At 59.5% G+C, this 14,509-nt stretch carries 11 protein-coding genes and 1 pseudogene; all 12 read right to left on the minus strand.

The features are described from left to right. Positions 1 to 85: 85 nt before the first annotated feature. Positions 86 to 268, minus strand: coding sequence for a prepilin-type N-terminal cleavage/methylation domain-containing protein (locus QWZ03_RS21015; RefSeq protein WP_373322421.1), 183 nt, complete (start codon positions 266 to 268; stop codon positions 86 to 88). A gap of 870 nt (positions 269 to 1,138) precedes the next feature. After that, positions 1,139 to 1,495 carry a hypothetical protein gene (locus QWZ03_RS14110; protein WP_290333309.1) on the minus strand — a complete coding sequence of 119 codons (357 nt, stop codon included), beginning with the start codon at positions 1,493 to 1,495 and terminating at the stop codon, positions 1,139 to 1,141. A 94-nt stretch (positions 1,496 to 1,589) separates the two neighbouring features. Next, a pseudogene (locus tag QWZ03_RS21065) lies at positions 1,590 to 1,706 on the minus strand (prepilin-type N-terminal cleavage/methylation domain-containing protein); the annotation flags it as partial. Positions 1,707 to 1,787: 81 nt separating this feature from the next. Further along, a complete protein-coding gene (locus tag QWZ03_RS20915; protein WP_308447569.1) occupies positions 1,788 to 1,976 on the minus strand; it encodes a type IV pilin protein in 189 nt (62 codons plus the stop codon). 103 nt (positions 1,977 to 2,079) lie between these two features. Further along, the gene (locus QWZ03_RS14125) at positions 2,080 to 3,678 is read right to left on the minus strand and encodes an HD family phosphohydrolase (protein ID WP_290333310.1); all 1,599 of its coding nucleotides are present in this window, start codon (positions 3,676 to 3,678) and stop codon (positions 2,080 to 2,082) included. 35 nt (positions 3,679 to 3,713) lie between these two features. Then, positions 3,714 to 6,077: an ATPase, T2SS/T4P/T4SS family gene (locus tag QWZ03_RS14130; RefSeq protein ID WP_290333311.1), complete on the minus strand. Its 2,364-nt coding sequence runs from the start codon at positions 6,075 to 6,077 to the stop codon at positions 3,714 to 3,716. A 12-nt stretch (positions 6,078 to 6,089) separates the two neighbouring features. Further along, positions 6,090 to 6,812 carry a 3',5'-cyclic-nucleotide phosphodiesterase gene (locus QWZ03_RS14135; protein WP_290333312.1) on the minus strand — a complete coding sequence of 241 codons (723 nt, stop codon included), beginning with the start codon at positions 6,810 to 6,812 and terminating at the stop codon, positions 6,090 to 6,092. A gap of 65 nt (positions 6,813 to 6,877) precedes the next feature. Further along, positions 6,878 to 9,106 carry a CHASE2 domain-containing protein gene (locus tag QWZ03_RS14140; protein WP_290333313.1) on the minus strand — a complete coding sequence of 743 codons (2,229 nt, stop codon included), beginning with the start codon at positions 9,104 to 9,106 and terminating at the stop codon, positions 6,878 to 6,880. A gap of 6 nt (positions 9,107 to 9,112) precedes the next feature. Next, complete coding sequence (locus QWZ03_RS14145; RefSeq protein WP_290333315.1) at positions 9,113 to 9,859, minus strand: FHA domain-containing protein; 747 nt, start codon at positions 9,857 to 9,859, stop codon at positions 9,113 to 9,115. 18 nt (positions 9,860 to 9,877) lie between these two features. Further along, a complete protein-coding gene (locus QWZ03_RS14150; RefSeq protein WP_290333316.1) occupies positions 9,878 to 10,708 on the minus strand; it encodes a Stp1/IreP family PP2C-type Ser/Thr phosphatase in 831 nt (276 codons plus the stop codon). Between the two features lie 9 nt (positions 10,709 to 10,717). Beyond that, positions 10,718 to 13,306 carry a CHASE2 domain-containing serine/threonine-protein kinase gene (locus QWZ03_RS14155; RefSeq protein ID WP_290333317.1) on the minus strand — a complete coding sequence of 863 codons (2,589 nt, stop codon included), beginning with the start codon at positions 13,304 to 13,306 and terminating at the stop codon, positions 10,718 to 10,720. Positions 13,307 to 13,462: 156 nt separating this feature from the next. Then, positions 13,463 to 14,311, minus strand: a complete 849-nt coding sequence (locus QWZ03_RS14160; protein ID WP_290333318.1) for a hypothetical protein — start codon at positions 14,309 to 14,311, stop codon at positions 13,463 to 13,465. Positions 14,312 to 14,509: the final 198 nt, after the last annotated feature.

A 14,509-nucleotide genomic window follows, 5' to 3' on the forward strand; every position in this document is an offset into this window, starting at 1 on the left:
ATTAGCCACACCAGCAGAGGCGGCCAACAGGCTGGCAACAAGAATTGCTGCTTTCATAATTCTATCTCCTAGAGAGGATAATGGCTTAGATGTTCGAGTTCGACGCAGCGGCCGTCAGGAAATTGCGCGCATCGGACTGCGCAGCCTTGTCTTCGCCCTTACGGGTGTATTCCGAGAACTGGGGGATAGCGATAGCGGCAAGAATGCCGATAATGGCCACCACAATCATCAGTTCAATCAGGGTAAAGCCCTTTTGTAGACGTTTCATCTTGGATCTCTCCGTTGAAGTTGGACCGCAAACCCGGCCCTTTTGAGCCGACGCGAAAAGATATAAGCACATATCGTGCCTAGCCACATTCAGTACCACTCGCTGCTGCAAGACCAAGGAAGTTACGCGCACCTGATTGCGCCGCTTTACCCCCAACTTTCCGCATGCACTCACCGAACTGCGGCACCGCAGTCGCCGCGAGCACGCTGATGACCGCACTACGAATCATCGCGTCCATCCGCGTGAAACGTGATTGCAAGCGCCTCATGTGGCCTAGCTCGGCAATGATGCTGCCTCACACATCAAGCTCACGCCAGAGCTCCATATCAGCATAACCAGCTACGCAAATCGGCAAGCACTGACCATTTTCGTCACCCCCAGCAAACTCGCCAGATACAGCACGGCGATGGCACTCACCCCGCCTACGCCAGTCCCGGAATAATCTCGGCGGAACTTGACTTTGCTGCACAGCCCCACCAGGCAATGCCCCTAGTCCAAGACGGATTTCATGCGGCCGCTTGGGCGTGCCCAACCATGCACAGAGATTCAGAATCGATGCATCACAGCCTTCACTAGACTACACCGATGGCAGCCGCACCGGCACTGCCGACCTACATTGCAGTGATATATCAAGCCACTTCCCACAAAGACCAGGCCATCAGGTTGGCACATACGGACTTAAGCAGTGCAAATTTGCCCCCGATATCCATTGCCGACAAAACCCTCGCGCTTAAGTGCCACGCAAGCCCATGCACTAGAAAAGCTGCGCCTGCGAGCGTTTAGCACATACAAACCGCTCACAACGCCCAGAAATGCACAACGGGGTGCAAGCACCCCGTCATTAGCACACCTGTGAAATCGGATTCCCGATTAGCAACCGGTGGTTGCCACAGCTGCGTCGCCCGTGCACTTACCGGCGCCGCCGGTACAACCGGTGCCCTTGGCTTCTACCGCACCACCTTCACTGCTGCCGCCAAACTTGGTCTTACCCTTCTTGGACACGGAACATACTGCAACCTGATCAGCATCATCCAGGATGTTGACCACAGTATTGGCCGAGCACTTGATCTGGAAGCTGTTCTTCACGAACAAGGAACCATCAGTCGCACCAGAGACCGAGTTGCTCGCAGTAGCGAGACCGGTACACAGAGGTGCGCTGGTATAGGCAGCGTTAGCCACACCAGCAGAGGCAGCCAACAGGCTGGCAACAAGAATTGCTGCTTTCATAATTCTATCTCCTAGAGAGGATAATGGCTTAGATGTTCGAGTTCGACGCAGCGGCCGTCAGGAAATTGCGCGCATCGGACTGCGCAGCCTTGTCTTCGCCCTTACGGGTGTATTCCGAGAACTGGGGGATAGCGATAGCGGCAAGAATGCCGATAATGGCCACCACAATCATCAGTTCAATCAGGGTAAAGCCCTTTTGTAGACGTTTCATCTTGGATATCTCCGTTGAAATTGGACCGCAAAGTCGGTCCATTTGAGCTGGCGCGAAAAACAAAGTAAGCATTTATCGCGCCTAATGACTCTCTGCGCTATTAACCGCCGCAAGACTGAGGAAGTTACGCGCATCGGACTGCGCTGCCTTATCCTCACCCTTCCGCGAATATTCACCGAACTGTGGCACCGCAATCGCCGCAAGTATGCCGATGATGGCAACCACGATCATCAATTCGATCAAGGTAAAACCTGATTGCGAGCGTTTCATGTCGCGATACTCCTGCGGTAATAGCCACATCCAAGCAAGACACATGCCAGAACGCGGATTGGGACTCATATCTACGCAAATCGGCAAGCACTGACCATTTGCGTCACTGCTCCATCAAGCCCGCCAGACGCAGCACCGCAACATCGTCTACCACATCGATCTGCGCCGGCTCCAGAAACATCTCGGCGTAACGCTGATAGACCCGTTCCCGCACAAATATCTCGAACAGGTCAGGATCCACATGCTGCTCCTTGCACATACGTGCCAGTATCCCCAGCGATTCCGACAAGGTCTTGCCCGGCTTGTAGGGGCGATCGCGCGCAGTCAGCGCTTCAAAGATATCGGCTATCCCCATGGTGCGCGCCTGCACACTCATCTGCTCGCGCGTCAGGCCCCGTGGGTATCCCTTACCGTCCATACGCTCATGATGACCGCCCGCATACTCGGGCACATTGGTCAGGTGCTTGGGCCATGGCAGCGCCTCCAGCAAACGTATGGTCACATCAATGTGGTGGTTGATGATCTGCCGCTCCGCCTGCGTCAGCGTGCCGCGCGCAATGCTGAGGCTCTCTATTTCGTCCTCACTCAAGAAGGGCAGAGACTGACCATTTGCGTCAGTACCGCTCCAGACATAGGCCCCGATAGCTCGCACCCTGGTCTGATCCTCCGGCCGCATGAACTCGCCCCCCTGATTGGTACGCCGCAGGAATGCCTTGTCGTCTGCATACTGCGCTAGGCGAGCCGCGTAGGCCTCCGCATCCAGCTCGCCCTTCAGGTGGGCAATCTCGGCATCACGCTTGAGCACCTCAAAGCGGGTATCGACCAGGGCAATGCGGTCGAAAATGGTTTCCAGCTTGGTGGACTTGTCCACCACATGCACGGGCGTGGTGATCTTGCCGCAATCGTGCAGCAGGCCCGCAATCTTGAGTTCGTAACGATCCTTCTCCGTCATGTGGAAGGATTTGAACGGCCCCCAATTCGCCTTGCTGGTCGCCTCGGCCAGCATCATGGTCAGCACCGGCACCCGCTCGCAATGGCCGCCGGTATAGGGGCTCTTGTCATCGATGGCGGTGTTGATCAGATTGATCAGGGCCTCGAACAGGTTCTCCAGCTGGTTGATCAGATGCCGGTTGGTCAACGCAATGGCCGCCTGCGAGGCCAGCGATTCGACCAGACGCTGGTCATCGGTGCTGAAATCCTCAATGCTGCGATCAGGCGCCAGCTTGTTGATCAGCTGCAGCACGCCAATGATTTCGTTCTCATGATTGCGCATGGGCACGGTGAGAAACGACTTGGAGTGGTAACCATTGGCCGCATCGAAGCGCTTGGTACCCGAGAAATCAAACCCTACGGCCTGATAGGCATCGGGGATATTGAAGGTCTCACCCAGCAAGGCGGCGCACCCCACCACCGTGCTGGTATTGGGTACGCCATCGCCCAGATGCAACGGTATAGGCGGCATGGGTGGAACGCGGCCGGTGCTGCCGCCCAGTGCGATCCCTAGCGAATCGGTACGGACTATCTCGAATTTGAGCGTGTCGCCCTCTACCAGGTACAGCGTACCGGCATCAGCATTGACCAGATTCTTGGCGGCGAGCAGGATGAGTTCGACCAGATTGCCGATATTGCGCTCACTGGAGAGCGCAATGCCGATCGCATTGAGCATCTCCAGCCGCTGCATGAGCTGGTCGGCGCTTTGCATGGTGCCGCACCCCTCTCCTGTCATCCACTGCTCGATCACTTGATGCAGACCGCCCGCACCTGGTGCAAATCCGTCACGCCCTGCAATACCTTCTCTATGCCATCCTGCTTCAGGGTACGCATGCCTTCATCCAAGGCCACGGCGAGCAGCTCGGCCACGCGCGCATGCTCCTGTATGCGCTTCTTCACGGCGTCGGTGCCCACCAGCAGCTCGTGCAAGCCCACACGCCCCTTGTAGCCAGTGCCGTTGCAGGCCTCACAGCCCACCGGCTTGTACAGAGTGAACTTGCCATCCTTGTCCGCAAAATCGCGCCGCCATTCGTCCATCAAAGCTTTCTGCGCAGCGGCAGGATCTTTGGCCCAGCTGGCCGTGTTCTTCAGTTCCTCCGCATACTCGGCCAGTATCAGCTTCAGCTCGGCCTCGTCAGGCTGATAGGCCTGCTTGCATTTGGCGCACAGGCGCTTGGCCAGGCGCTGGGCCAGAATCCCCAGCAGCGCATCAGAGAAGTTGAACGGGTCCATCCCCATATCCAGCAAGCGGATGATGGACTCCGGCGCCGAATTGGTATGCAGGGTGGCCAACACCAGGTGGCCGGTCAGCGAGGCTTCAATGCCGGTGCTGGTGGTTTCCTTGTCCCGCATTTCGCCCACCATGATGATGTCGGGGTCCGCCCGCAAGAAGGCCTTCATGGCAATGGCAAAGGTCAATCCCGCCTTGGGATTCATCTGCACCTGCCGCAAGCCCTTCTGGGTAATTTCCACCGGGTCTTCCGCCGTCCATATCTTGGTCTCGGAGGTATTCAGGTGCTTGAGCACCGAGTGCAGGGTAGTCGTCTTGCCCGAACCGGTCGGGCCGCAAACAAAGAACAGGCCATAGGGCTTGGAAATAACCTTGCGCAGGGTCTCGTCGTTGCGCTTGCTGAAACCCATCTTGTCCAGCGGCAAGGGCTCGCCCGAAGCCAGGATACGCATGACCACATCTTCCATGCCGCCCGCCGTCGGCACTGTCGCCACCCGCAGCTCGATATCCAGCGGCCCGTACTTCTTGAACTTGATCTTGCCGTCCTGCGGCTTGCGGCGCTCCGAGATATCCAGGTCGCACATGATCTTGAGCCGGGTGACAATAGGGTCACGATAGGCCGAAGGCACCTCGATATAGGGCTGCAAGGAGCCGTCCTTGCGAAACCGTATCTCGGTCTTGCCCTTGCCGGGAAAGGGTTCGATATGGATATCGGACGCCCCCTGCTGGTAGGCATCCACAATGACCTTGTTGACCAGCTTGACCAGCTCATTATCCTGCGCCAATGACAGTGCCTCGCTGCTCACCCCCTCCGCTTCATCGGAGTCCTCGGACAAACCCGAGAGCAGATCACCGATGGAACTGCCGTCCATGGCCGAGTTCGAGCCAAAGAACAGATCCAGCGACTGTCCAAACTCCCTCAGGCTGCAGACCCGGTAGATCAGCTTCTTGCCGGGAAACACCTGCCCGGCCATGCCGCTGCTGCGCACCTTCTCCGGGTCCGGCGTAATGATCATCACGCCGTCCTTGCCCTCCTCCACCGGCAGCCACTGCGCCATCTCGGCAAAGTCGCGCTTCACGCTCTTGACCAGATCAAGGGGCTTGATGCGGTCGGGCTTGAATGGCTCGTACTCCACCCCAAAGAAGCGGGCCAGCGAAGCCCCCACCTGGGCAGCATTGACCTTGAACTCCTTCAGCAGGATGTCCTCTATCTCGGTGCCATGCTCGCGGGCTCCCTTGATGGCCAGTTCCAGCTCAGTGGCAGACAGCACCCCATCGAGCACCAGGTAGTCATACTTGGTACGCGCCACAAAGGGGCCGCCATGCTGGCGCTGCTTCAGGGCGATGGCCAGCGTCTTGCACAGCTCTACCGCCCCCTTCTCGGTGAGGCCCGGAAACGGACGCCCGGCGCGGTTGTTGATCAATTGCACCACGCCGATCAAGCCACCGCTCTTTTCCTCGACTATGGGTGCCACCATCATCTGCTTGGTGCGGTAGCCGGTACGCTTGTCCACCTCCTGCAAGAAGGTCAGCTGGGGGTGGATGGCCTTGAGCTCATTCACATCGTAGACATCCTTGATGTTCACCAGCTTCTTGCTCATGGCCACATAACCGGCCACGCTCTGCTCGGTAATCGGCAGCTTCAGATCCTTGAAGGAGTTCAACCCGATCTTGACCTTGGACACGATGGCATTCTGCTCATCATTGAGCACATAGATCGTCAGCCGGTCTGCATTGAACAGCTCGCAGATGGACTGACTGACCTCCAGCATGATCTCGTCCACATTGCTGGTGGCATGTATCTTGTTGGTCACCGCCTGCAAATCACGGATGAATTGCAGTTCGATATTGAGTTCCGGGGCTGCAGCTGGCTGGTTCATGGTCTTTGGCGATCAGAAGTCGAGCATCTGCCCATTCTTGAGCATCTTGGGACGGAAGCTGGCCGCATCCTCCCCGATTTCCTGCATGGTCAGTTCAATTTCCCCCGGTTTCAAATGGGTGATGAAGATTTCAGCCGGGCGGTTCAGCTTGGCCAGTTCGGTGGCCAGCATGGCAGGGCAAAGATGGCGCGATGCCTCGGCCAGGGCGCGCTCACGATTGCAGAATGCCGTCTCTATGATCAGCGTCTTGAGATTCTCGACGGCATTGATCACCGGCCAGAACGCATCGTTGATCGTGGTATCACCGGTAAACACCAGGCTATGCTTGCCCGAATCCAGCTGGTAGCCCACGGCTGGTACCGTATGCAGGGCAGGCAGCGCGGTCACGCACAGTCCCGGTTCCGGCATCACCGTCTCCCCCTGCTCAAACTGGACAAAACGCAGGAAGGGCGCCGCCTTATTGGGTATTTCCCGGAAATCCGGCCAAACCCGCCAATTGAATACATGGGCAGACAAGATATCCAGGGTGGCCCGGCTGGCATAGACATCCAGCGGCTTGTCGCGCATGGCGCCCACGGTATCCACCAGCAAGGGCAGCATGGCGATATGGTCCAGATGGGAATGCGTCAGGAACACCCGGTCTATCTGGCTCAACTCGGCCACCGACAGGTCACCCACCCCCGTCCCCGCATCGATCAGCGTATGGCGGCCGACCAGAAAGGAGGTGGTACGCATACCACCGCCTATTCCGCCACTGCAACCGAGCACCTTGAGACGCATCCTCTTATCCTTGCCGACGGCTACTTGGTATCAAACTCATACACACCATCCCAGTCGGCGGGCGGCGGTGACTTGCGGAAGTGCGCAATACGGTCCAGATAAACCTGGTATAGCTTACAGTCCGGTCGCTGGTTCTTCAGGTTGATCAGCTGCATCTCAGCCAGGTCCCAGTTCTGGCCGCGATAGTGCTTGAGGGTGCCGTGGAACAGCTCGACCTCCTTCTTCACCGCCTTATCGACGGCCTCCACCGTGCCCAGGGGCTCGTAGATGGTGACGGGCTCATCCTTGCCCTTCACCCTTACCCGGTCCAGCTCCCGGAACACGATGCCATCCCTGACTGCCTCATGGGTTTGCTCACCCACGATCATACCCACACCATACTGCTTGGTAATACCCTCCAGCCGGGAGGCCAGGTTGACCGCATCGCCCATCACCGTATAGGCCTTACGTATCTGCGAGCCCATATCGCCCACCGTCATGCGGCCGGTATTGACGCCCACCCCGATATGGATCTCGGGCCAGCCCTTCTCGCGCATCTTGGGCCCAAGCGCCGCCATGGCACGCTGCATTTCCAGCCCGGCCAGCACCGCATTGCGTGCATGGTCAGGGTCATGGATGGGCGCGCCCCAGAAGGCCATCACACAATCGCCCATGTATTTGTCGATGGTGCCCAGGTACTGGGTCCGTATCACATCCGACAGCGTGGTCAGAAACTCATTCATGAACCGCGTCAGCTCCTTCGGGTCCATGCTCTCCGAGATGGTGGTGAAACTGCGCACGTCCGAGAACAGCACCGTCAGCTCGCGGCTTTGCCCCTCCATCGAATACTTCTCGGGCTGCTCACTCATCTTGGCCACCAGCTCGGGCGGCACATACTGGCCAAACAAGCTGGCCATCTGCTTCTTGTTGCGCGATTCAAAGAAGTAACCATACGACATGGAGATCGCATACAGCAGCATAATGCTCAACAGCAGCGATGCCAGCGGCAGATCCAGCTGGGAGTATTTCCACAGTGCAAAATCGCCCACGACAACCAGTACGGCCAAGGCCGCCGTCACCACCGTACCCGGCAGCGGATTGAGCTTTACCAGGGCCAGCATCAAGGTCCCGCCCACCAACAGCAGCAAGACCATCTCAGCCCCGATCAGGTAATCCGGCTTGGCGGGTAGGGTGTTGTCCAGCAGGCTAGCTATCAGGTTGGCATGCACCTCCACCCCCGGATAGACCGACTCCACCGGCGCCACCCGCAAATCCAGCAGGCCGGGGGCCGTGGTGCCCACCAATACCAGGCGGCCAGAAATGGCGTCGACATCGGCCTTGCCATTGAGCACATCGGCAGCCGATATGTACTTGAAGCTGCGTTGCCCGCCACGATAGGGCACCAGCGCGCGCACCGACTGATCCACCGGCACGGTCAGATGGTTGATTTTCAGGCCCTCCAGCGGCTGATAGGAACTCAGCCAGGAGTCCGTGCCATACAGCGGCACAATCTCGGGGAAGCTCAGATACGCACGCACCATGGCCAGCGAGAGCGACTCATAATACTTGCCCTCATGCTCAACCAGCATAGCCACCCTGCGCGTCACGCCATCAGAATCCGGCAACGGGTTGAAATGCCCGGCCAAGGTCGCCTGCTGCATCAAAACGGGCAGGTTGGCGCCATAGCCCGGCGCCGGAATAGGGTTGACGTTGCGCCCCTTGAACATGCCGGCTGGCAATACCGGCTTGGGTAGCTGCCCTGCCTTGCGGGCACCATCTTCAAAGCTGAAGTAATAGCCCAGCACCACCGGCTTTTCCTTGAGGCTGGCGGCAAACAGGCTGTCGTAGTCCAGCCTGCCTTCCAGCTCGCTCAGCTTGAGCCTGAAGTTGTCATCACCCTTGAACTCGGTCTCGGCCAGCCGCTTCAACACCGGCAGGCCCGAGCTCTCGTCCTTCTCGGCAAACACAATGTCAAAGCCCACAGCCGCAGCCTTGTAATCCCCCGTCAACTTGTCCACCAACTGCGCTACGGTGTTGCGGGGCCAGGGCCAGCGCCCTACTTCGGCCAGGCTCTTCTCGTCCAGGTCCACCACCACCACGCGCGGGTCTACGCCACCCGGCATGGTCAGCACCACGCGGGCATCGTAGAGCCACAAATCCATCTGCTCCACCAGCCTTGGCCGCCAGAAGCTGGCGGCATAGCCCATGAAGTAGATCAGTACCAGCAGGCTCAGGGCGAGTTGCAGCCAGTATTTACGCAGCGTTTTCATGGCGCCTTACTTGTAGAAGAACTCCATCTTCACACCAGCCAGCTCGATCACATCCCGGTCGCTCAGCTCTTCCGCCTGCACCCCGATCTGCCGCCCGTTCACCAGCGGTCTGCTGGGGCCTTCCACATGGGTAATGAAATAGCCGGTGGGCCGCTTGGTAATGATGGCCACCTGCACGCCTGGCTTGCCCAGCGAGGTCAGGTTTTTCACCAGATCCAGCGCCTTGCCGGCATTGGCGCCGCTCAGCACCTTGATGGCGGCAGCCCGCGCCTCGGCAGCCGGTGCAGCAGCGGGCGTTGCGGCCGGCGGCAGCTCCATCACTGTGTCGCCCGCGCGATAGCTGGGCGTCGGACCCGGTGCGGCAGCCGGCGGCGCGGCCGGTGCCGTGGGTTTCACCCCACCCGGCCGTATCACCATGGTCTTCTCAAAATCTTCCTGCGGCGCGCCAGCGGCGGCCTTGGCAGCCCCCTCGGCCATGAACTTGAGCTTGTACTTGCCCAGCTCCACCAAGTCCCCATCCTGCAGCAACTGCCGCTTGACCGGCTGGCCGTTCACCTGGGTGCCATTGGTGCTATCCAGGTCCTCCAGAAACACATCGGCCCCTATCATGCTGAGCCGGGCGTGCTCGCCCGACACCGCAAGATTGTCGATCTGCAGATCGTTATGAGGTTTGCGACCTATGGTCACCGTGTTCTTTTCCAACTTGAACTCGCGTAGCACCATGCCATCGAGACTCAAAATCAGTTTGGCCATCTGCTTAGTCCTCTTATGTCAGCCTGCCAGCCAGCCAAACAGGCGAGCCCACAGACTGCGTTCGGCGGCAAAACTACGATTAATACGGATCAATATCACGGAAACATTATCGCGTCCGCCGTTGTCATTAGCCATCTGTATCAATTGCTCGGCCGCCAGCGGTAAATTGCCCGACACTGTACTCAGCACCGCACCAATGTCGGCATCATCCACCATGTCGTTAAGACCATCCGAACAAAGCAGGTAGACATCGCCAACCTGCACCTCGAAATCATTCAATTCCGGATCCAGCTGTGGATCGATGCCGACCGCACGCGTCACCAGATTCTTGTTCTGTGACCGGCGCGCCTCATCGGGCGTAATCAGGCCATTATCCAGTTGCTCCTGCAGCAGCGAATGGTCGCGGGTCAGCGGACCGAACTCTGCGCCGCGCAGACGGTACAGGCGCGAATCACCCACATGGGCCGAGGTCATACGGTTATCGTAGAACAAGGCCGATACCAGCGTGGTGCCCATCCCTGCGCACTGTGGCTGGCTCTGGGCAGTCTGGAAGATCGCCAGGTTGGCCTTTTCAATTTCCAGGCGCAGGATGCGATGGGCGGCAGACTTGCCGCTGAGCGCCTCCGGCACATGGGGCGGCACCACCTCGATGGCCGCCTTGACGCCCTGGGCCAGCAAGGTGGTGGCAATGCCGCTGGCCACCTCACCCGCGTTATAGCCCCCCATACCGTCGGCCAATATGGCCAGGCCACTGTCCGCCTCGAACACGATGGCGTCTTCATTGTGGCTGCGCACCATGCCGGCGTCGGTCAGCCCATACATCTCAATTGCGTGTGCAAGTGTCTTCATGGCAACCCCTTACAGTCCAGCCGCGCACTGCTTGAGCGCTTCGGCGAATTCCGCTCCGGTCTGGAAGCGCTCGTCCGCGTTCTTCTTCAAGGCGCGATCGATCACCGCCACGACGCTGGCAGGCAGGTTGGGGTTGAGTTCCCTGGGGTTGGTGTACGGCTCATTGGCAATACGGAACATCAGCTCCGCCATGGATTCTCCCTTGAACGGCAGTGTGCCGACTGTCATCTGGTACAGCATCACGCCCAGGCTGAACAAGTCAGAGCGACCATCCACCTTCTTGCCGCTCAGCTGCTCCGGCGACATATAACTGGGCGTGCCCAGCACCATCCCGGTCTTGGTCTTGCTGGAATCCGTAATGCGGGCAATGCCAAAGTCGGTCACCTTGACGATCTTGGTGTCCATCTCATACATGATGTTGGCCGGCTTGATATCCCGATGCGCCACGTGCTGTTTGTGGGCATAGTCCAGCGCCTCGGCAGTCTGGATGGCGATATTGACCACATCCGCCACCGGCAGCAGTTGGCCAGCCTTGGTATGCGGGGCCAGGTCCTTGCCCTTGAGGAATTCCATGGCGATATAGGCCAGGTCATGCTCCTCGCCCGCATCGTAGATGGTCACGATATTCGGGTGGTTCAGCCGCCCGGCCGTTTCGGCCTCACGGAAGAAACGGCTGCGCGCCTCCTCCAGCTCATCCGCCTCGAACTCCTGGCTCAAGGCCATGGTCTTGATGGCCACCACCCGGCCTATCTTGGGGTCGCGCCCCAGATAAACCACGCCCATGGCGCCCTTGCCCAATTCCTTCTCCACCTGGTAGCGGCCCAGCATGGGCTTCTCTACCGCGCCACCATCGAGTATCAAGGTGCTGGCATTGCTGCGGTTGCCCGCACCGCCCAGTATCACCGTCTCGGCCATCTGCTTGGCCCGGTTCAGCTTCTGGTCCAGATCCTTGAACTTGGGGTTGAAGCCGGCCATATGCCGATACACCGACTCCGCCTTGTTGAACTGGCGCTTGCGCTCAAAATCCAGCGCCAAGTTGTACAAGGTATCCATCATGGTGTCGTCCATGGGAATCTTGCGGAACTTGTCAAAGGCCATATCCAGCTGGCCCTGAGTCTGGAAAGCCAGGCCAAGCATACGATTAGACTCCGCCGCCGACAGCTCGGATGCCTCGCTGCGGCGTTCGGTCATCAGGAAGCGCTTGGTGGTCAGCACCAGATGCCCGACGATCAGCAACGCGGCCGGCGTCATCATGGGCAGCCACAGCAGTTGGGTGGTCATCAGGACAAAATGCGCCACCACCAGCACCACGAACAGGCCGCCCGTCACCATGGCCGCAGCTCCCGCACCCAGGCGCGGTAGCAGTGCGATCAGGTAGACTGCCACCAGCAGGCACAGCCCCAGCTGCACCCACACGCTCCAGCCGGGTGAAGAGAAATAATCCTGCTGCAGTATGCTGGAAACATTGTGTGCCAAGGACAGCACAGGCGGCGTGCCGGCCGAGATGGGCGTCACCATGGTGGTACCCAGGCCCGGTGCCGTCGGCCCGATCAGCACGATCTTGTCCTTGTACTTGGTGAACGGAATCTTGCCGCTGGCTACATCGTAGAAAGAATCCACGGGTATCGCCGAGCGGCCATCCACATCCGGGTAGTAATAGGTCAAGAAGGTGGAATACGATTGGGTCTTGATGTTGATGCCACCCAGTTGCACCGACTCGCCCAGATTCACCGTCACCTGCTTGGGCGCCAGGTTCAAACTCTTGGCTGCCGTCAGCAACGACAGGGAGGGGTAGATCTCATCGTAATAACGCAGTACCAGTGGCTCCTCGCGTACCACGCCATCGGCCGCATCGGGCCGCACGGTCAAATGCCCCACGCCGGCAGCCTTTTCTCCTATGCGGGGAATGGGCGGCACCATATACATGGTCGGAATCGGCCAGCCAGACGCCGGGTCACCGGCCACACCCACCTCGTTCTTCAGGACATAAGCCGGGGTTTCTTCCTCGGGGTTGCCTACCGGCTCGCCCAGTTCCAGCAACATGGGCAGCAGCACATTGCCCGCCTTGCCCACGCTATCGGCCAGCTGCTTGTCGAAATCCAGCTGGCTGACGGCCCCCTCCAGCAGGGCGCCAAACTTGTCCGGCGCAGGCGCCGCCGCAGGCTCGGCCGGTATCACCGTGCCATCGGCAGCGATGGTCGGCTGTGCCGCCGCAGCGGCGGCAGCAGCAGCCTCGCCATGCTGCTTGCGATAGATGTCGAGCAATTGCTTGAGGTAATCGGCCCCCTTGTCCTGCTGCGGCTCGGTGTAGAACACCGTGCTGGTGATCACCTTGGGCTTGGCTGCTGCCAGCTTGTTGATGAAATCGGCATGGACATCGCGCGACCAGGGCCAGCGGCCAATGTTGTCGAGGCTCTGCTGGTCTATCGCAATCACGGCAATACGGTCGTTTGGGGTACGGCTGGTCATGCCCACACCGGTGTCGTAGGCCTTGCGCTCCAGCCCGGCCAGCACATTGGTGCCTATACCGGCGATGGCAAAAACCACCACGACCACGATGCCGACAAACCAGTCAGCCTTCCAAAAAGCACGCTTCATTATTTCTCCCTGGCCCAGTTACTATTTCGGGCTGTAGGAAGATTAGATGGCAAAGGCGCGCAACGCCAGCCTCCAAGCCATTTTCGCGGGGTAAAAAGTCGGCTTGCAGACAACTTCATCAGCAGTTACCGCGCGCAAAAGGCAGCGTGAACGGGGTCAAAATACGATCAGCGGCTTGATCTTGCGGCCAAATTCCCGCCAGGCATCAGGGTGATACTCTTCCAGGTGACGGTGATCGCGGCGCCAGCCAAACAAGGTCAAGGCAGCACCGGCAAACTGCAGGGGCATGTTGTCATACTCCGACAGACTGACCATCAGTTCCGCCTCGAACAGATGCCGCACGTCCACATTGATCAGCACTTCCGCCTCGGCTAGGCGCGCCAGCTCCACCATGGCCTGCCGTTCTTCGCCCTCATCCAGCAGCGCCAGCAATTCATCCACGGCTTCCAGCGCATCGGCCTCATGTAGGCGCAGCCCCAGCCACTCCACGGTTTTGGGGTCGCGCTGCCGCAACCAGCTATCGGGCTCCATCCAGCCGAACAGGCTCACCCCGGCGCGCAGGAAGGCATCATGGTTGGCGGCAATGTCGCAGCATACCCACAACATGCCGTCTTCAAACAGCTGCCACAGCAAGGGATCGCGCGCCCCCGCGTCGCGCAGCTCAAAGGCGTCCAGCACGGCGGCGAGCTTGGCCATGGCCTCCTCCTCCGTGCCTTGTTCGTTCAACTCCGCCAGTTTCTCGATATGCGGCCGCAGCAGCGCCTCCGCCTCCACCTCGCGCGGGTCGCGCTCGCTATCAGGCGGCACCACCGGCTGCGGCGGGGTACGGCTCATCTCCGACGACTGCCACATGGCCTCCTCAAATGCCAGGCGCAGCGCCTGAAACCCCTCCGGGTCCTCCTCCGGCCTGGTGGCCTTGAGCAGGCGGGCATAGGTACGCTTGATCTCGCGCTCATCAGGCGTAGGCGCCAGCCCCAGGCGGTCCCAGCATTTCATATCAGACATGGCATTCGGCTTTCAGCACTGCCGCCGGCTCTCCGGGGCAATGGGGTTCGGTTCAGAAAAGCAGGTGGTGCGCCCACGCAAGCGCGGCCAGCAGTACTTTATTCGCAGCGACCGGTAACCTGTTCAAGGTCTGTGCGCCTCATCTCGGTCCGCTGGCTTCGCTGCCCATGCAAGCCGCAAGGATAAGGCACAAACGGC

This window comes from Chitinimonas viridis (genome assembly GCF_030409555.1).
Lineage (GTDB): Bacteria > Pseudomonadota > Gammaproteobacteria > Burkholderiales > Chitinimonadaceae > Chitinimonas > Chitinimonas viridis.

Excerpts from the sequence above, each read along its gene's own strand:
- QWZ03_RS21015 (WP_373322421.1), bottom strand. The coding sequence starts at position 268 with ATGAAACGTCTACAAAAGGGCTTTACCCTGATTGAACTGATGATTGTG.
- QWZ03_RS14110 (WP_290333309.1), bottom strand. The coding sequence starts at position 1,495 with ATGAAAGCAGCAATTCTTGTTGCCAGCCTGTTGGCTGCCTCTGCTGGT.
- QWZ03_RS20915 (WP_308447569.1), bottom strand. The coding sequence starts at position 1,976 with ATGAAACGCTCGCAATCAGGTTTTACCTTGATCGAATTGATGATCGTG.
- QWZ03_RS14125 (WP_290333310.1), bottom strand. The coding sequence starts at position 3,678 with ATGCAAAGCGCCGACCAGCTCATGCAGCGGCTGGAGATGCTCAATGCG.
- QWZ03_RS14130 (WP_290333311.1), bottom strand. The coding sequence starts at position 6,077 with ATGAACCAGCCAGCTGCAGCCCCGGAACTCAATATCGAACTGCAATTC.
- QWZ03_RS14135 (WP_290333312.1), bottom strand. The coding sequence starts at position 6,812 with ATGCGTACCACCTCCTTTCTGGTCGGCCGCCATACGCTGATCGATGCG.
- QWZ03_RS14140 (WP_290333313.1), bottom strand. The coding sequence starts at position 9,106 with ATGAAAACGCTGCGTAAATACTGGCTGCAACTCGCCCTGAGCCTGCTG.
- QWZ03_RS14145 (WP_290333315.1), bottom strand. The coding sequence starts at position 9,859 with ATGGCCAAACTGATTTTGAGTCTCGATGGCATGGTGCTACGCGAGTTC.
- QWZ03_RS14150 (WP_290333316.1), bottom strand. The coding sequence starts at position 10,708 with ATGAAGACACTTGCACACGCAATTGAGATGTATGGGCTGACCGACGCC.
- QWZ03_RS14155 (WP_290333317.1), bottom strand. The coding sequence starts at position 13,306 with ATGAAGCGTGCTTTTTGGAAGGCTGACTGGTTTGTCGGCATCGTGGTC.
- QWZ03_RS14160 (WP_290333318.1), bottom strand. The coding sequence starts at position 14,311 with ATGTCTGATATGAAATGCTGGGACCGCCTGGGGCTGGCGCCTACGCCT.